Genomic DNA, 18,442 nt, shown 5'->3' with positions numbered 1-18,442 from the left:
AGGTAAATGCTGGTTCTATAGCTTGATTATCGTAAACTTCAGTGAGTTGGTGGGAAACTTCAGGATTTTCCGTATAGACTTCAGGAAGATGTATGGTTACCTAAGCAATTCTCATAAAACTTCCGTATTTCATCCTATTTTTACTTAACCACACTTGATGATAAAGCTAGAAGTCTATTATAATTTATGTATAGAGTGAAACTTCATACAGCAGGGTTTCTATTTCTCCCCCACTTTATGTTAGTTGAACGAATCCGGCGTTTGACGTGCTACCCGACCCCCACTTATTATTCTCTATTTCTTGCGAATTCTTGATAAAGGGTCCTACAGCCAGTTAACCTGCGATAAATTCTTCGAAGGAGCTATTATGAAATATATTAACGATATCCCTGTTCTATTAATTCTGATCACATTACTAGTCTATGCTTTCATCCGTCTAATACAGAAAAAAAAGCATGTAAAGGTTTACCGAGAAATCATTAACATGCTATTAATTGCTTATGTGGAATGTTTGCTCTATTTGACATTATTTCCGGCAAATGGAACTTCTACTCCTAGCTTAGCTTCGATAAATCTTATTCCATTCCGAACGATTAATCTATATATAAATTTTCAAGGAGACTTTTCCCTACAAATCATAAATTTATTGGGTAATATTGTTGTGTTTATTCCTATTGGCATTTTTATCGTCCTATTTATAAAGAAAGCGACTTTCATACATAGTCTATTAATCGGTATAGGGAGTACATTATTCATTGAAGTAATGCAGCTAGTATTATCAATTAATGGCGTCATTTCTAGAAGTTTTGATGTGGATGATTTACTGTTAAATACGATTGGTGTTTTAATTGGTTACTTCATGGCTATCCTACTTCGTGCGTACTTGAAAAGAGCCGATAGTAGAATAAGGACATTAAAGTAAAGAATACCTGGAAGAGCTCCTAATAGGAATAGAGGCATAATGGAAATTTCAATTACGCTTCCCTGAAAAATGGAAAACAGGGTGGCGATCCCGGCGCCAGTGATGCCATATAGTAGTAGCGACATTATATAGCGATGAAAGGTTCTAACCCTATTCATTTTTCCAATCAAGTTATCTATCACTAACGATGTAATAGTCCCACCAATCAAGAAAACATAGAAAGAAACTAGTAAAATTGTCATATAATAACCATTACCATTATTTAATAGTAATGCTAGCAAAATGGAACATAATATAGCCGTGATAATCCTTTCCAGTAACTTCACTTCATCTTCCTTCTCTAGCTATTTTATTATCTAACCTTCACAAATCCAAATATAAGTTGAGTGTCCATGCCACTTGAAATCCCAATTTCATAATCCATAGAACATCTTACTCTAAAAACTTCTTCTATCTCCTTTATAGGAGCTAAATCTCTTTATATTATATTACCATAATATTTTGAAATTTCGTCCGTATTTCTTACCATTTCTGGGAATTATCAATTAAAAAATAGGACCTATGATTCATTTATAAAATAAAAATGTATAGATATCTTTACATTTTCTTTTACCCATATATAATTATATGTAAATATATCTTTACATCTCGTGGTGATAAACATGAAAGTAATCAATCATATTCGTGAGGTACGACAAAGAAAAGGGATAACGCAAATTAAATTAGCAGAAGATTTACAAGTTACCCGTCAAACAATCAATGCAATAGAAAAAAACAAATATAATCCTAGTTTAGAACTCTCCCTTAAACTAGCAGAGTATTTAGACGTACCTTTTACAAGCTTATTTTATTTGGACAAAAGTGAGGAGAATGCTAAATGAAAAACCAAAAATTACAGGTATGGATATGGCCACTTATCATTGTTGGAATGATTCTTGGGGTAATTATGGGTATTTATTTCTTTAATGATAGTACGAATAATTTGTCATTAGCGATATCAATTCCTTTTGGAGCTGTCCTTGGATTTATAATTTTCTACCTCTTATCGAAACGAAATAAAAGAAAAAATGGCAATACTCCTAGTTTTGATGAAAGAAATACATTAATGATGCAGCAATTTTTAGTAATAGCTCAAAATGTTATCATGCTTGCAGTAGGAACTGCATTAGTCATTTCCTACGCAAAAGGTATTACTTCCATTAATATAGAAGTCTTGATCGTTTGTTGGATGATTCTTTTTATTCTAATCGGACTAGGTGCCTTAGTAGCTAAAAGATTATAAGATGAATGTATAAACCCACAGATAGTCAGTAAAAACTTTTTTCACTGATTATCATAACTCTACTTATTCTTTCTCTACACATGTTTATTCCCAACATTTTACCTATGTATCGAATCTATGTATGTGAAACTTCATTTTCAGATACATAATTCATAGATTCAATTTTTTCAGGAGGAGGATGGTTATCAAGATCAAAGGATAATATTTGGCGCCTGTCGGTCGTTTCATGGTAAGTAATATATTTGATTGGGGGAGATCATATGAAAAGTGGAGTTCAAAAAAACTATTACTACTAATCACCTTTGTATTACTACTTTTACCAACAAACTCAGTATTTGCCTCGTTAGGAAACACCTCTTGTGACGGTAACAATTGCCTAGAAGCACCTACATCCAATGTAAATGAAAAAGAGTTTAAAGATATTTGGAATAAAGTTAAAAAGACAAAAGAGTACAAAAAGCTAGCAAAAGACAGTATAGTTAATAGCCTAAATAAAGATGACATAGTAATAAATAAGGCTGAGAATGGCGTTCAACAGGTAGCTTCAATAGGCTTTATCATCGGGAACAAAGTTAGTTCGGATAATCTTGCCTATGTAGAAATTCTATTTGACCTAGAGAAAGAAAACGTGTTGACGGTCAAAAAGATGTATGGAGAACTTACGGAAAGTGGTCTTATTAACATTAGAATGGTAGTAAATGATGATATAGGCTTTTCCATGAATATAAATATGGATGGAGAAATAGTTGGTGAAAATGGGGATATTATTAGCCAAGATGAATTTTTTGAAGAGGTAGTAAACGATATGGCACCAGAATTCTCGACGTATGGTTGGTGTGAGTGGGTCGTGGGTGCCTTATGTGGAACTGGTGGAGGCGCTGGTTGCTTTGCCTTAGCAGCCGCCTTAGGAATTACAACTGGTGTTGGCGGATTAGCCTTAGCTTCTGTATGCGGTTTAATCGGTGCATTGGGTTGTACTGCTGCAACAATTGCTATTTGTGGTTGATAGGAATTTAGCTTATAATCCAAAACGATGTAATATATATAACAGCAACATTTTCCAATTAATAAGTTATCCCCAAAATAATTATTTTCAATCGGTTATAAATAGAATCGCACAAGGACTAGTGCAAAGACCTATGTCCTTGTGCGATTCTTTTAATTCCATTTACTATTTAAACAATATACTTCTCAGCCTCAATAATTCCTACTGCAATTTCACGTTTCTTCGCAATCACATTTGTTGGTGTGTGACGAGTTAACTTACGAAGTGAAGAAAGCATCATACGTAATGTGTCACCATCTTCCACTGCAATAAGTGTTTCCTTCGCATCTGCTTCAATACGGTTGAATGCTTCTTGTACATACACTTGCGTATATAGAAGCTTTTGCTTGTTTTTCTCCACGCCAGAGTTGTTGATTGCTTTTTCTGTACGAAGAATGGCACTTTCCATGTTATAAACCTCTGCCACCATATCTGCTAGGTTTACTAAGATTTCTTGTTCATTTTCAATCTTCTGCATGTACTTTTGTGCAGCTAATCCAGCTCCAAGAAGGACGATTTTCTTCGCATTTCTTAGTAAATACTTTTCTTGCTCTAATGGCTCTGTACCTGGCTCTTCTGGCATCATCATCATTAGCTCTTCTTGAAGTGCCATTGCTTTTTGGAATAGAGGTAAGTCACCTTTCATTGCTTTCTTCAGTAATGTTCCAGGAACTAGTAAACGGTTAATTTCGTTAGTTCCTTCAAAGATACGGTTAATACGGGAATCACGATAAATACGTTCTACCTCATATTCTTGCATAAATCCATATCCACCATGCATTTGTACTGCTTCATCTGCAGCGTGATCTAATAATTCCGTTGCCGTGTATTTATTCATGGAGCATTCGATTTGGTACTCAGCAATTGCTCGGGCAATTTCACGACCGTCTTTTAATTGTTCATCTGTTAAAGCACCCATTCGCTGCTCGAACAATCCAACTGTACGATAAACTGCACTTTCATTTGCATAAATTTCAGATGCAATAGTGGCTAATTTTTCTTGTGTTAATGTAAACTTAGAAATCGGTGTGTTAAACTGTTTACGTTGGTTTACATATTGTGTTGCAACCTCTAGTGCACGTTTCGCACCACCAACACCACCAATCGCTAGCTTATAACGTCCTACGTTTAAGATATTGAATGCGATGATATGACCGCGGCCTTTTTCACCCAAAAGGTTTTCAACTGGAACCTCTGCATCCTCTAAAATAAGGGTACGAGTGGATGATGCTTTAATACCCATTTTCTTTTCTTCCGGACCAGTTGAAACTCCTGGGAATTCGCGCTCTACAATAAAGGCAGAGAAATGCTCTCCATCAACTTTTGCATAGACAACAAATACATCGGCAAAAGCAGAGTTCGTAATCCATTGTTTTTCACCATTTAAAATATAGTGAGTTCCTGCTTCATTTAATTTCGCAGTAGTTTTTGCACCTAAAGCATCGGAGCCTGATCCTGGCTCTGTCAGTGCATAAGCAGCAATTAATTCACCAGTTGCAAGCTTTGGTAAATATTTTGCTCTTTGTTCTTCATTACCGAAAAATACAATTGGAAGGGATCCGATACCAACATGTGCACCGTGTGTAATCGAAAATCCACCAGCTCGTGCAAACTTTTCAGTAATTAAGGATGAACTAATTTTATCTAATTGTAGTCCACCATATTCTTCTGGTACGTCAGCCCCTAGTAAACCTAGCTCTCCTGCTTTTTTTAGAAGTTCTACGGAATGTTCGAATTCATGATTCTCTAATTTTTCTGCTACTGGTAATACTTCGCCAACCACGAAATCCTCAGTTGTTTTAGCGATCATTTTATGTTCATCTGTGAAGTCTTCTGGTGTGATGATGTCTTCTCCATTTAGGTCTTCAACTAAAAAGGATCCGCCTTTGAACAATTTTTCTTTTGTTTCACTCATGTTTAACATCCTTTCTTTTCCTATATGTTATTTTTATTCTTTTAATACACATCGTTTATTTTCCAAGAAACAGATTACGAACTTACAAGAGTTCAAATACTCCTGCTGCGCCCATTCCGCCTCCAATACACATCGTTACAATACCGAATTGAACGTTACGGCGCTTCATTTCGTAGGCTAGGCTTAAGGTTAATTTTGTTCCTGTCATGCCAAGCGGGTGACCAAGAGCAATTGCTCCACCGTTGACATTGACAATATTCGTATCTAGGTCAAGTGCCTGGATAACCCGAACAGATTGGGAAGCAAATGCTTCATTTAATTCGATTAAGCCAATGTCTGATAGGCTTAGTCCTGCTATCTCAAGTGCTTTTGGAATTGCTTTTACTGGCCCTACTCCCATAATTTCTGGCTCAACACCAGCTACAGCGAAGGAACGGAATTTTACTAATGGCTTAAGACCTTCTGCTTCTGCTTTTTCTCGGTCCATAACGAGTACAGTAGCTGCCCCATCACTCATTTGTGAAGAGTTACCAGCTGTTACGGATCCATTGACATGGAATACTGGGCGAAGCTTTGCTAAGACCTCCATCGTAGTTCCTGGACGAACTCCTTCATCTGTATCAAATAAGAAGGATTTTTCTTCTACCTTGTTGTTTTTACCAATAAATCGTTCCGTGATTTCTACGGGTACGATTTCATCTTTAAATCTACCTTCTGCGATTGCCTTTGCAGCACGTTCATGACTCTGAACCGCAAAAGCATCTTGGTCCTCACGAGAGATGCCGAAGCGATTCGCAACCTCTTCAGCGGTGTGTCCCATTCCCATATAATAACCAGGTGCATTTGCAACTAATGTTGGATTTGGTTTAATGACATGACCAGGCATTGGTACTAGACTCATAGATTCTGCTCCACCAGCAATAATCGTGTCACTAGCACCAAGCATGATACGCTCCGATGCGTAAGCGATACTTTGTAAGCCTGAGGAACAATAACGGTTAATCGTAATACCTGGTACGTCATTTTTTAATCCCGCAAGACCAGCAATATTTCGAGCCATATTCATTCCTTGCTCCGCTTCTGGGATTGCACAACCAATAATGACATCATCGATATTGCCTTCATAATTTCCAGCACGTTTTAATGTTTCTTTTATGGTCAATGCCGCTAAATCATCCGGACGAGTGTTACGCAATGACCCTTTTTGCGCTTTACCAACAGGGGTTCTAGCACCTGCTACAATAACTGCTTCTCTCACCATTTCTTCCCCCTTTTTCCTAGTTCCTTAATGGTTTACCCTTTATGAGCATATGTTGCATACGAGCTTGAGTTTTTGGTTCAGCAATTAAGCTTAAGAAAGCTTCACGTTCTAAATCTAGCATGACTTGTTCATCGATTAGAGAGCCCTCTTTAATACGTCCACCTGATAATACATATGCTAATTTTTCAGCAATCTTCACATCATGATCAGATGCATAGCCACCAAATTGAAGTGTTTTCGCTCCTAATACCATTGCAGCATAGCCAGCTTCTCCAACTACAGGAATCTTTTCACGTTTTGGTGCACGGTAGCCTGCTTTTGCTAGCTCTAATACGCGCTGTTTTGCATCGTAGATTAAATGGTCCGGATTCACACTTATTCGATCGTTTGCATCTAAAAAGCCATTTTCTCTAGCTTCAGCCGCTGAGGTTGATACTTTCGCCATGGCAACTTTTTCAAAGACGTCATTTGCAACTTTAGTTAGGTCAAAATTAATACCCTTTGGTAGGTTACGAAGCTGCTTTAAGTAAAGCCCTTTTGTACCACCACCACCTGGAATTAAACCAACACCAAATTCAACTAACCCCATATAGGTTTCAGCTGATGCTTGGATGGCAGTAGCTGGTAAAGATACTTCCGCACCACCACCTAGTGTCATGTTAAACGGGGCAACAACTACTGGCTTTTCCGAATATTTGATTGTAGTTCCCATATCCTGAAACATTTTTACAACCATATCCAGTTCAAAGAAGTTATCATCCTGGGCTTCCATTAACATTAAGGCAAGGTTTGCACCGACACAGAAATTCTTTCCTTGGTTACCGATGACAAGACCTTCATAGTTGCGACTAACCTCTTCAACTGCAAAGTTCACCATTTGAATAATATCTAAACCAATCGCATTACTTTTCGAATGGAACTCAAGTAGTGCAACACCATCACCTATATCAATTAAGCTTGCACCAGTGTTCTTCTTAATAACCCCATTCACGTCCTTTAGACGTTTTAAATTAATTTCTTTTGGATTAAATGATTTTTCTTTGTATGCACCTTGGTCAACATACTGAATAGTTCCATTTTCAGTTTTATAGAAGGAAGAGTTTCCTGCATCGATTAGTTTTAAAACCCAATCTGGAATCGTTTCTCCTTCTGCTTTCATGCGTTCAACAGATGACTTTAGACCAATTGCATCCCATGTTTCAAATGGACCAATTTCCCAGCCAAAGCCCCATTTCATTGCTTCATCAATTGCAACAATATCATCAGCTATTTCGCCAACTAACTCCGCAGAATAAAGCAATGCTGGTTTTAAAATATTCCAAATCAAGTCTCCAGCACGGTCACCTTTCGCATTTATAAGCGCTTTCAATTTGTTGCGCGAACCTTTTGCCTGCTTTGCCATTTCAATAGCAGGTGTTTTTAATTTCTTACGTTCTTCGTATTCTAATGTTTCTGGATTAAGTTCTAAAATCGTGCTCCCGTCTTTTCCTTTTTTCTTTAGGAAAAATCCTTGGCCACTTTTAGCACCTAACCAGCCATTTTCCTGCATTTTTAACATGAATTCTGGTATGTTAAATACTTCTTTTTCAGTTCCCTCTACCTGGTCATATACATTTCGTGCCACATGAACAAAGGTGTCTAAGCCTACTACATCTAATGTTCGGAAGGTAGCACTTTTCGGGCGTCCAATTAATGGCCCTGTTACGGAGTCAACTTCCCCTACACTATATCCACCTTTTAACATTTCTCTTACCGTTACTAAAAGTCCATACGTTCCAATTCTATTTGCGATAAAGTTTGGTGTATCTTTTGCTTCGACAACACCTTTTCCTAATACATCCTCACCAAACTGTTTCATAAATGTTAAAACTTCTGGATCAGTATGTTTTGTAGGAATTACTTCTAATAATTTTAAGTAACGTGGAGGATTGAAAAAGTGCGTCCCTAAGAAATGCTTTTGGAAATCCTCTGAACGTCCTTCTGCCATTGCCTCAACAGAAATCCCAGAGGTGTTCGAACTTATGATAGAGCCTTTCTTACGGTACTGGTCGACTTTTTCAAATACACTTTTCTTAACATCTAAACGCTCAACAACAACTTCTATTATCCAATCCACATCTGCAAGTTTTTCCATATCATCGTCCATATTGCCAACTTCAATTAATTCAAGACTTGCTTTTGAAGTGATTGGTGATGGCTTTTGCTTTAATAAAGCCGCTTTACTTTGTTGTGCTATTCGATTACGTACATCCTTATCCTCTAGTGTTAGTCCTTGCTTTTGCTCTTCATCTGTCAAGGATCTTGGCACGATATCAAGCATTATGGTTGGAATACCAATATTCGCCAAGTGAGCAGCAATTCCAGAACCCATAACCCCAGAACCTAAGACTGCAGCACGCTTGATTGTTCGCTTCATGATTTGTCCCCCAATCATTATTTGAATGAATACTCATTCATTTTTTTGTAAAAAATTAAGGACAGTCCCCTATCCATATATACTTACTATAATGTAATTTCAGATATTTCGCAATAAAAAATACGAAGGAAAAATTATATTTTTATATACTTTCCTCGATCCCTATCCACTTAGCCTTACTAGTATTGTATACAAAAGCTTAAAATAGCCATTTTATTAAGAAGAGTAGCATCTACAAAAATGACATTCCAAAACGTAATCATTCTTATTTACAAATCGTAACGATTACGATATTATACAATATGTTCACTATTATTGCGATATTTTGTGAGGTCAATATGAAACCATTATCATCATATATATCAATCATTATGATTATCATCCTTCTTTCTGGTTGCTCTAGTTCCTCTCAAGATGACATATCAAAAGAGAAACTCTCTATTTATACATCGATTTACCCTATTCAATTTTTGGTTGAAAGGATTGGTGGGGATACAGTTGTTACTAAAACTATCTTCCCACCTGGCGTTGAAGCTCACTCGTATGAGCCAACTGCAAAGGACATGGTATCCATTGCAAAGAGTGATGCATTTATTTATATGGGTGGTGGTATGGAAGGTTTTTCGGAGACAATTGCTTCCGCACTGGAATCCGAACAGGTTGAACTTATACCACTAAGTGCGAATGAAGAACTATTCGAGCATTCCCAAAGAACAGAGATACATGGGGCACGTGAAGAAGAGCACAACCATCATGACCACAATCCACATTTATGGCTAGATCCGATACGGATGATACGTATGGGACAATCGGTAAAGGATGTACTAATAGAACTAAATCCAGATAAAAGAACAATCTATGAAAAGAATTTTAACTACTTGTCAATTGAACTTAAATTACTGGACAAGAAATTCAAGGAAACACTGCAAAATAAAACAAAAAGAGAAATTCTAGTTTCCCATGCTGCCTATAATTATTGGGAGGAGCGGTATGGAATTATCCAAATTCCTATAAATGGCATTACATCAAGTGAAGAACCCTCACAAAAAGACCTGGTAACCATTATTAAAGAAGCGGATAAAAGTAATTTGCATTATGTACTATTTGAACAAAACACAATTAATTCCGTATCAGCGATTATTCAAAAGGAAATTAGAGCCCAGGCATTCGTTCTTCATAATTTAGAGGTGCTGACAGAAAATGATATCGAGCATGGCGAGGATTATTTTTCCTTGATGTATCGAAATCTAAACGTATTGGATAAAGTTACAAAATGAAAAGGAGTTACAATGCATGAATGACAAATCTATCATTTCTTTACAAGACGTATCCTATTCCTATGAAAAAAAAGTCGTTCTAGATCATATTAATTTCACTATTGATAAAGGATCATTTATCGGGCTGATTGGTCCTAATGGTGGTGGTAAAACGACCCTAATAAAATTAATATTAGGAATTTTAAAGCCTGCTAGTGGAGCCATTTCCTTATTTAATCAACCTATAGAGCAATTTAAGGACTGGAGAAAAATAGGCTTTGTCTCTCAGAAATCGAATTCCTTTAATAAGGGATTTCCTGCAACCGTATTTGAAGTAGTTTCTACTGGGTTGACGAGTAAAATAGGGTATTTTAAATTTTTCACGCAAAAACATAAAGCTAGTATAAAGAAAGCAATCGAGCTGGTTGGAATGGGTGAATATGTATATGAGAACATTGGCAATCTATCTGGCGGTCAACAACAACGTGTCTTTATAGCTCGTTCACTCGTTAGCCAGCCTGAATTACTAATCTTAGATGAACCAACTGTCGGTGTTGATACAGAAAATGTGAAACGCTTCTATGAATTATTGCATGATTTAAACCGTAATCAAGGGATTACATTATTATTGGTTACGCATGATACTGGAACAGTGACTAAATTTGCAACTGATGTGGCATGTCTAAACAAAACCCTTCATTTCCACGGAAAACCGGGAGATTATGAGAAATTATCATCAGAGGAAATATCTAGAGCATATGGTCATTCTGTAAATTTAGTATCACATGACCATTAAAACGGGGGAAAACAAATGATTGCTGATTTAATACAATTTGACTTTTTACGAAACACTTTTTTAACGGGTATACTAATCGGAATTATCGCACCTTTACTAGGAACATTTATCGTAGTAAGGCGTCTGTCCTTAATTGCAGATGCACTATCGCATGTAACTTTGGCAGGCATTGCATTTGGATTGTTTTTAGAAAAAAAATTTACATTTATATTACTACCTCCATTATATAGTGGCTTAGCATTTTCGGTTTTAGGATCTATTTTCATTGAGAAGCTTCGCAGTGTGTACAAATCCTATCAAGAAATTGCAATTCCCATCATTCTATCTGGTGGGGTTGGCCTTAGTGTCATTTTTATTGCACTTGCAGATGGATTTAATACGGAATTGATGAATTTTCTCTTCGGTTCAGCTTCTGCTGTTAGTCAAGGCGATTTCATTACAATTCTAGCAATATCTATATTGGTTGTACTTATTATTTATTTATTTTATAAAGAGCTATTTACACTCTCATTTGATGAAGAATATGCTAGTGTATCGGGAATACATGCAAAACAGATTCATTTACTATTTATTATATTAACAGCACTTGTCATTGCTGCCTCCATTCAAATAGTTGGTGTGCTATTAGTTTCTGCATTAATGACACTACCAGTTGCAGCAAGTATGCGAATTGCAAAAGGCTTTAAACAAATGATGTTTCTTTCTATTGCATTTGGTGAGCTAGCTGTTATGATAGGATTAACGTCAGGTTATTACTTAAATATTCCTCCTGGGGGGACAATTGTAGTTGTAGCGATTCTTATTCTGCTTATTACAATCGGCATGAAGAAATTACGTATTCGAAAAGCGTAAGGCGCCGGGGTGTACATGGCTGTTGCTATTTAACCAAAACTAGTACTTTCTTACTCTGAAATAAAGGTGGGGAACTAATCATGAATACAACGGACGCAATTGAACTCTTAAAACAAAAAGGCTATAAAACAACAGGGAAAAGAAAAGATATATTATCTTATTTCGAGGAAGCAGATGGTTACCGAACTGCTAAGGATCTCATTCAACATCTTGAAGAAACCTATGAGGGAATAAGCTTTGATACCATTTATCGTAATCTCCATTTATACAATGAAATGGGGATCTTAGAAACTACTGAATTAAATGGGGAGAAGCATTTTCGCATGAACTGTACCCATCATCATCATCACCATTTCATTTGTAAGGACTGTGGAAGAACAAAAGAAATTGATGTTTGCCCAATGGAAGAAGTTAAAAAGTCCCTTAAAGATTACGATATTGAGGACCATAAATTTGAAATTTATGGCCTATGTCCAGAATGTCAAAGGGTTTAAATCATAGTAAGCTGTACCTTTCTGTCGGAATAGGAGGAATGATTGGTGCTACATTGCGTTATAGCGTATCCCTCCTATTCGCAAATAATATACTATTTCCTTATGATACCTTATTCGTCAATCTTCTTGGGTGCTTTATTTTAAGCTATTTACTTCATCAGGACCTTGTAAGAAGGAATTTTAAACCAGAGATCTTTACAGGTATTACGACTGGTATTATAGGCTCCTTTACTACTTTTTCAACTTTTTCCGTTGAGGTAGTATCGTTATTCCATAGTAGTATTTCGTTCGCAATATTTTATATTATAATAAGTATCGTTGGCGGAATTTTTCTATGCTATATTGGCTATTTATGTGCTACTAAAAGGCAGGAATCTATATGAGTTTTTTATATGTTGCTGTTGGAGGGTTTTTTGGAAGTATTCTCCGTTTTTATATTTCAACCAAATTAGACAAACGATTAATTGGGACTTGGATTGCTAATATTACAGGCGCATTGCTTCTTGCTTTCATTGTTTATGCCCATGAAACCAGAATATTGTCTGAGACCTTTTGGCTATTTTTAGGGGTAGGGTTTTGTGGGGCCTATACGACTTTTTCAACATTTGGTAATGAAGTACTTCAACTTTTATTACAGAAACAATTCGTACAGGCCGCTTGGTATATTCTAATTTCCATACTTGTCTCTATTAGTATCGTTTCGTTGATACTATGGAGCTTAAGATATCAATTTTAATCCAACTGCAGCGACGATAACCATACCAATAAAAATTATGCGCCAAATGTCTTTGGATTCATGATATATAATCATACCAATTAGTACACTACCTACCGTACCTATTCCCGTCCAAATGGCATAAGCAGTTCCCATCGAAATGGTTTGCATAGCAATTGATAAAAAGAGAAAGCTCATTGTAAAACCACCAACTAGCAGCAGGAAATTTCCAATCGTTTTTTTCTGATTAACTCTATTAATTCCAGTCACACCAAGTATTTCTCCAACTCCTGCAATAATTAAACATATCCATTCCATTTAAAACTGATCTCCTTTCTGCTTCGGCTCTTTTGTTACGGCTTTTAAGCCGATAACACCTGTTAATAATACTAAAATTAGTACTATTTTTATTGGATTAAAAGGTTCATGAAACACTACCATTTCCAAAAGTACTGTCAGTGCCGCACCTGAACCTGTAAATACAGCGTAGGATGTACCTACTGGTAGCTTACTGGAAGCAACAATAAGTAAATGCATACTTACATAAATAGCAACAATCGTAAGCCCCCATGTCCACCAACTATTAGCATGTTTTAGTCCAGTAACCCAGCCTACCTCAAAAACGACACCTATCCATATTAAATTCCAATATTTATTCATCATGCCACCTCATTTTTCTTTTCATTTATTTAATCAGATTTTCCTTCATTCATAGCTCCTACTAAAATGGTAAAAGCCCGGGAAAGATATCAAAATAGATGATATCCTCCCGGGCTTTTCTCCCTCCGTGTACACTTTCGTGCGTTTTCTCTCGGACCAGACCATTATTATGCGGAACCCTAGAAAACCTTTTATGCAATTACTTATAGTATATCACATGAACAGTTACTTTTCATTTAAACTTCTTCTAATACTGAAAGTCTATTCTCTAATCTCTTCAAAGTAAGCTTTATTTCTTCTTGTTCTTTTATAGTAATCTCTTGACCACCATATCTAACCTTTTGATATATATCGATATTTTCCTCAAAACCAAGTCGCTGAAACCAATCTTCTAATGACTCATAGGATAAGCGTCCCATTTTAAGCTTTGCTGCTCTTTTTTCAAATTGATACATTAGTTTTCGTACAGGATGATCTATTTTGACCTTCTTTTTTCTAAAAAGCACTTGTTTTCTTCTTCCAGGCAAATCTAGCTTTTCTTCCGTTTTATTAAAATTTGAAGGAGAGGTTATATTTCTTTCTCTTACTTTTGCTTTCATCGCTCTGTATATTGCTAATATGAACATAATAATGAGCGCACAAATTATAATCGCCATGAAAAAATCAAGATTACCAGTACTCGACGCTTCCTCAGGCAACTCAAAAGGTTCATCCTGATTTATCAACTCAACACCCTGCATTTCATTCGCTGAATGATTGTTAACAAAATTATTGATATGAAGAAAGTCAAATATATTCACGATTCCCGTTAAAATAAAAGAAAGGCTGTCACCAACTAAATTCCATAACCCATTTGCCATCAATGTTAAGGAGTCTCTTAACCAATAAATAACAACAGTAAAAACGGTAAACGTGCCAATCCATTTCATCCACATGGTACGATTAAAGGACTTTCTTTCCTCACGATCAATTTCTACCAAATTACTGATTGTATATCCGAGCATATTTACAATAATTTGGACCAATGGAAGAATAACTAGCTGAATATCCCTTACAATTAATATTCCTAATAATGTAAGAAATATAGACATGCTTAGATAGGCTGTCTCTGAGTTATAATATAATCTAGCTCGGATTACAATATACCGCCAAGCTATGATTCCGGCAAATGCTATACTCAAAAAAAGCGGATAGCCTAATAAAATAAGAACAAAAGTGATAATCGGAATGAGTGCTACATACGGTGTATAACTCTTAAAAAATTTGGCGCAAATTGAGAAGACGAAAGCAATTCCTACTATAATTAAGAAGTATCTCCACCATGAGATCTCCCGAAAATAATAGAAACTAATCGGAAGTGCTAGCAAGTATAAGATGATACCTTCACTTATTAGATAATAGGCATGTGTTATTAGCATATTTTTCGGGTGCATTTCACATCATCTCCTTGTGGACCTTAACGATTAGTTGTAAGCTTACTTTCCATTTTCCTCAACTGCTCTCTCAATTGATTACGTTCATTCTCGCTCACTACTATATCTCCATACCGTACTCTTTGATAGACACTGATATTAGCTTCAATGCCTATACGTTTAAACCAGTCCTCTAATGTCTCATTATACTTTCTTCCTTTATTTAGTTTCTTTGCCTTCCGTTCAAACTGGAAGACCATTTTACGGATTGGATGTTCTGGAGCTTTAAAAACCCGCTTAATAAATGATGTCTTATCTTGACTCATATAAGTTGCCTTCAAACCATCAATGGTACTAATTACAGGGACATCTCGGGTTTCTATCTTTGATAGTTTAAGTTTTATTCTTTTCCTCATTGTCAGCAAAAGAACAATTACCAAGACAAACAGACTAATAAAAAGCACTGCAAATATTAATAAGCCAGACATTTGCTCAACTACATTGTGCTCCTCAAGTGGCTTAACAAATTCATAATCCTCTTCACTAAGCTTCCTATCCGCCCAACTACGTTTTTCAACTGTGATAAAGCTCATAAAATTAGAGATTGATAGAAATAAACCACCTGTTGCATCTATTAAGATGCCCCAAATTTGAGCAGTGATTGAGCGTAATACACCAAACAAGAGATAGAATGTTCCTGCACCTGTAGCAAGAATACCAGTAAAATATAGTAGTAGTTTAGAACTAATTTCCTTCTTTTCTACTTTTGAAACGTACACATAATGGCTTAAAATGTAGCCAGCACATAGAATAACAAACAGTAAAAAGGGGTAGACCATGATATGGCTTTCATGAACTAAGCTACTTACAAGTACTGTTAGAATAGCTGTAATTAGGACATAAATCGCTTCCCTTTTTATATATTCTTGGTTTCTAATGTTTATATAACGCCATACCAATAATAGTGATAAGGAGATAGACATGATTATAGGATAATTTAGTAAATGAAATAAGACAAAAAGAACTGGCACTACCATGAAATAAAGAAATAATGTAGGTTTATATTTTGTAATGATAGTAAATAGGATACAAGCTCCAATAACGACTGCTAAATAGCTCCAATAAGGTACAAAGAAAAAGCGATGATAAAAAAAAGGGATAGCTATTAAAAAAATAATAATAGCTTCACTAAGAAAATGATAGGCATATGCAATCAAAGGATGATTATGTTGCATTCTTAATTGTCCCCCTCTTCATTGGCCGTACAAAGGCACCATTATCCCCTTCCATGATATGATAGACACTATTTTGCACCTGTTTCCACGAATGGATCATCTCCAAAGCTCCATTTGGTATATCCCCAATGAAAATAATCGTCTTTGGCTGGATTAATTGCTTTCCAATTTGGTATAGCATTTTATTAAATGGTAAGATGGGTGATTGCTTATGTACCCTTGCCAGCATTTCAAGAGCATGCATATAATGGTTTTTTCCTTCACCTTCATGAAGATGAATGTATTTCTCCTTCCCAGGTTTTCGAGCATTAATAAAAATCTCAAATGGGATACGCATTTTAGTCGCATACTCACTTAAATAAGCCGTATAAGATAATAGATTTTCCAGATTTTGATTAAAGCTCACCATATTTTTATTGTTTTGTGTGCCTAAGTTAATAATAAAAATAAATGAGCGATCTACTACTTTCTCATAGATATTCGTTTGAAGCTTTTGTGTTTTTACACTTGCCTTCCAGTTAATCTTATGAAAAGGATCACTGTAGCTATAGTCTCTAGTACCTAAAGGACTTTGCGCATCTTCAAATGGCGAGTAATTTAACCTACTTTCCCCAGGCATCATATGAAATACCGCATGAATCCCATGAACGGGTAACAATTTCGGATAAACTATGAATTCCGTACGATGAAAATTAGTGTATCGTAAGCGAACCATATTAAAATTGAGTAAGTGCGGAAAATAAAAAGAAATATTTCTTATTCTAGCCACTCCACGTTGTTCTGCAATTACCGGAAATTCAACTAAGGTCTTCTTCTTTTGGATAACAGATAATGGAAGCTTGATATCCTTCCAATAATCCTTTTCACTTTTTACAATCGTATATGCCTTCATTGCTGCACCAAGATTAAAACTAAACTCACCATTAATATGTGCAAATATCGATCGATTTTGGATTTCGAAGCGAAATGTTGTTTCTTCACCAGGAAATAGTTTAATTGTATTCCGTTCATTCTTTAAATGAAGACTTTTCTCTAAGCTCTTGTCATAGATTTTGTAGGCAATTAGATATGCAGCAAAGATACCAACAGCAATAAATACAATTGCTGACTTAAAAATGACACCAATGATAAAAAATACGACTAAAGCTAAAAGAATATAATCAAAACTCCTTGAATCATCCGTGCCAACTTCCTTTCGCCAACTCATTAGTTTACTGCTCCTTCTTCTACAGGTACAGAAACCGCTTCGAGAATTTCACTTACGATTTGATTTGCTGTCTTTTTAATAGCACCCTCCATTGTTAGTATCAAACGATGACCAAACACATACGGAGTTAATTTCTTAATATCATTTGGTGTTACATATTCTCTACCATCTAAAAATGCCTTAGCCTGAGAAGCACGCATTAGTGCAAGCATTCCTCGTGGACTTATTCCAAGTTCTACTTCTTCATGATCTCTAGAAGCATGAACTAAATCTAATAAATAATCATAAACAACTTCAGAAATGGTAACATCCTTAATTTGCTGTTGGATAGAGCGAATTTCTTCTAAGGATAATACTGGTTGAATATCCTTGTATGGATCTCTTGTTCGATAAGTAGTTAAAATTTGTCTCTCTTCCTCTTTAGAAGGATATCCAATATCTACTTTAAATAGAAAACGATCCAACTGTGCCTCTGGTAGTGGAAATGTTCCGTAATTACTTTCAACTGGATTTTGAGTAGCTATCACAACAAATGGTGCTTCTACCTTTATTGTTTCACCGTCAATCGTTGACTGGTATTCCTCCATTACCTCCAGTAAACTTGATTGTGTCTTTGGCGTTGCCCGATTAATTTCATCAGCCAATAAAACATTCGAAACAACTGGGCCAACACGAAGTTCGAATTCCTGTGTTTTTGGATTAAAGAAACGAATTCCCGTAACATCACTAGGCAAAACGTCAGGAGTGAATTGAACGCGACTAAACTTTCCATCCATCACCTTGGCAAAGCTCTTTGCCAATTTTGTTTTTCCTGTACCTGGAACACTTTCTAGTAATACATGTCCACCAGCAAATAACGCAATAAACATTAAGTCTACAACATCTTCTTTTCCATAAATTACACGATTTAATGAATCCTTTGCTAAGTTTATGTTTTCCATCTATATCCTCCTAATTTTGATAAAAGTGTGATA

At 35.9% G+C, this 18,442-nt stretch carries 19 protein-coding genes and 1 riboswitch; of the genes, 10 read left to right on the top strand and 9 right to left on the bottom strand.

Going from position 1 to position 18,442, the window contains the following annotated elements; all coding sequences use genetic code 11:
• Window positions 1-367 precede the first annotated feature (367 nt).
• The 4 genes from HNR27_RS03445 to HNR27_RS03430 all read left to right on the top strand — a co-directional run bounded on the left by HNR27_RS03445 (window position 368) and on the right by HNR27_RS03430 (window position 3,210).
• Window positions 368-922, top strand: coding sequence for a VanZ family protein (locus HNR27_RS03445; RefSeq protein ID WP_429338765.1), 555 nt, complete (start codon window positions 368-370; stop codon window positions 920-922).
• Between the two features lie 662 nt (window positions 923-1,584).
• Window positions 1,585-1,803 (top strand): helix-turn-helix transcriptional regulator, encoded by a 219-nt coding sequence (locus tag HNR27_RS03440; RefSeq protein WP_429338764.1) that lies wholly within the window; start codon window positions 1,585-1,587, stop codon window positions 1,801-1,803.
• Window positions 1,800-2,204 carry a hypothetical protein gene (locus tag HNR27_RS03435; protein ID WP_429338763.1) on the top strand — a complete coding sequence of 135 codons (405 nt, stop codon included), beginning with the start codon at window positions 1,800-1,802 and terminating at the stop codon, window positions 2,202-2,204. The genes HNR27_RS03440 and HNR27_RS03435 overlap by 4 nt, the downstream gene beginning before the upstream one ends.
• Before the next feature lie 205 nt (window positions 2,205-2,409).
• A complete protein-coding gene (locus HNR27_RS03430) occupies window positions 2,410-3,210 on the top strand; it encodes a halocin C8 precursor-like protein (protein WP_429338762.1) in 801 nt (266 codons plus the stop codon).
• A 169-nt stretch (window positions 3,211-3,379) separates the two neighbouring features.
• On the opposite strand, the gene HNR27_RS03425 is transcribed toward HNR27_RS03430, so the two are convergent.
• The 3 genes from HNR27_RS03425 to HNR27_RS03415 all read right to left on the bottom strand — a co-directional run bounded on the left by HNR27_RS03425 (window position 3,380) and on the right by HNR27_RS03415 (window position 8,841).
• The gene (locus tag HNR27_RS03425; protein WP_429338761.1) at window positions 3,380-5,164 is read right to left on the bottom strand and encodes an acyl-CoA dehydrogenase family protein; all 1,785 of its coding nucleotides are present in this window, start codon (window positions 5,162-5,164) and stop codon (window positions 3,380-3,382) included.
• 82 nt (window positions 5,165-5,246) lie between these two features.
• Window positions 5,247-6,422 (bottom strand): acetyl-CoA C-acetyltransferase, encoded by a 1,176-nt coding sequence (locus tag HNR27_RS03420; protein WP_429338840.1) that lies wholly within the window; start codon window positions 6,420-6,422, stop codon window positions 5,247-5,249.
• Window positions 6,423-6,441: 19 nt separating this feature from the next.
• Window positions 6,442-8,841: a 3-hydroxyacyl-CoA dehydrogenase/enoyl-CoA hydratase family protein gene (locus HNR27_RS03415; RefSeq protein ID WP_429338760.1), complete on the bottom strand. Its 2,400-nt coding sequence runs from the start codon at window positions 8,839-8,841 to the stop codon at window positions 6,442-6,444.
• A 338-nt stretch (window positions 8,842-9,179) separates the two neighbouring features.
• On the opposite strand from HNR27_RS03415, the gene HNR27_RS03410 reads away from it, so the two are divergent.
• From HNR27_RS03410 to crcB (HNR27_RS03385), 6 genes are all read left to right on the top strand, one after another.
• Window positions 9,180-10,118 carry a metal ABC transporter solute-binding protein, Zn/Mn family gene (locus HNR27_RS03410; RefSeq protein ID WP_429338759.1) on the top strand — a complete coding sequence of 313 codons (939 nt, stop codon included), beginning with the start codon at window positions 9,180-9,182 and terminating at the stop codon, window positions 10,116-10,118.
• A 16-nt stretch (window positions 10,119-10,134) separates the two neighbouring features.
• Entirely contained in the window at window positions 10,135-10,893 is a 759-nt protein-coding gene (locus HNR27_RS03405) for a metal ABC transporter ATP-binding protein (RefSeq protein WP_429338758.1), read from the top strand.
• Window positions 10,894-10,908: 15 nt separating this feature from the next.
• A complete protein-coding gene (locus HNR27_RS03400; protein WP_429338757.1) occupies window positions 10,909-11,745 on the top strand; it encodes a metal ABC transporter permease in 837 nt (278 codons plus the stop codon).
• 80 nt (window positions 11,746-11,825) lie between these two features.
• Window positions 11,826-12,239 carry a Fur family transcriptional regulator gene (locus HNR27_RS03395; protein WP_212922132.1) on the top strand — a complete coding sequence of 138 codons (414 nt, stop codon included), beginning with the start codon at window positions 11,826-11,828 and terminating at the stop codon, window positions 12,237-12,239.
• Window positions 12,215-12,622 (top strand): fluoride efflux transporter CrcB, encoded by a 408-nt coding sequence (gene crcB / locus HNR27_RS03390; protein ID WP_429338756.1) that lies wholly within the window; start codon window positions 12,215-12,217, stop codon window positions 12,620-12,622. Before HNR27_RS03395 ends, crcB (HNR27_RS03390) begins: the two co-directional genes overlap by 25 nt.
• Window positions 12,619-12,975: a fluoride efflux transporter CrcB gene (gene crcB / locus HNR27_RS03385; RefSeq protein WP_429338755.1), complete on the top strand. Its 357-nt coding sequence runs from the start codon at window positions 12,619-12,621 to the stop codon at window positions 12,973-12,975. The genes crcB (HNR27_RS03390) and crcB (HNR27_RS03385) overlap by 4 nt, the downstream gene beginning before the upstream one ends.
• Here the strand turns inward: crcB (HNR27_RS03385) and HNR27_RS03380 are convergent.
• The 6 genes from HNR27_RS03380 to HNR27_RS03355 all read right to left on the bottom strand — a co-directional run bounded on the left by HNR27_RS03380 (window position 12,958) and on the right by HNR27_RS03355 (window position 18,409).
• Window positions 12,958-13,272: a DMT family transporter gene (locus HNR27_RS03380; protein WP_429338754.1), complete on the bottom strand. Its 315-nt coding sequence runs from the start codon at window positions 13,270-13,272 to the stop codon at window positions 12,958-12,960. The two genes, crcB (HNR27_RS03385) and HNR27_RS03380, sit on opposite strands and share 18 nt — an antisense overlap.
• A complete protein-coding gene (locus HNR27_RS03375; RefSeq protein WP_429338839.1) occupies window positions 13,273-13,614 on the bottom strand; it encodes a DMT family transporter in 342 nt (113 codons plus the stop codon).
• A 104-nt stretch (window positions 13,615-13,718) separates the two neighbouring features.
• A riboswitch (guanidine-I (ykkC/yxkD leader) is annotated at window positions 13,719-13,808 on the bottom strand.
• A gap of 42 nt (window positions 13,809-13,850) precedes the next feature.
• Window positions 13,851-15,047, bottom strand: coding sequence for a hypothetical protein (locus HNR27_RS03370; RefSeq protein ID WP_429338753.1), 1,197 nt, complete (start codon window positions 15,045-15,047; stop codon window positions 13,851-13,853).
• 23 nt (window positions 15,048-15,070) lie between these two features.
• Complete coding sequence (locus HNR27_RS03365) at window positions 15,071-16,261, bottom strand: hypothetical protein (protein ID WP_429338752.1); 1,191 nt, start codon at window positions 16,259-16,261, stop codon at window positions 15,071-15,073.
• On the bottom strand, window positions 16,251-17,468 hold the full coding sequence (locus HNR27_RS03360) for a DUF58 domain-containing protein (RefSeq protein WP_429338751.1): 1,218 nt from the start codon (window positions 17,466-17,468) through the stop codon (window positions 16,251-16,253). Before HNR27_RS03360 ends, HNR27_RS03365 begins: the two co-directional genes overlap by 11 nt.
• Window positions 17,468-18,409, bottom strand: coding sequence for an AAA family ATPase (locus HNR27_RS03355; RefSeq protein ID WP_212922139.1), 942 nt, complete (start codon window positions 18,407-18,409; stop codon window positions 17,468-17,470). Before HNR27_RS03355 ends, HNR27_RS03360 begins: the two co-directional genes overlap by 1 nt.
• Between the last annotated feature and the right edge of the window lie 33 nt (window positions 18,410-18,442).

The sequence above is a fragment of the Ornithinibacillus bavariensis genome (genome assembly GCF_050433565.1).
Classification (GTDB): Bacteria; Bacillota; Bacilli; order Bacillales; family Amphibacillaceae; genus Ornithinibacillus; species Ornithinibacillus bavariensis.
This window is presented reverse-complemented; position numbering and strand designations above follow the sequence as displayed.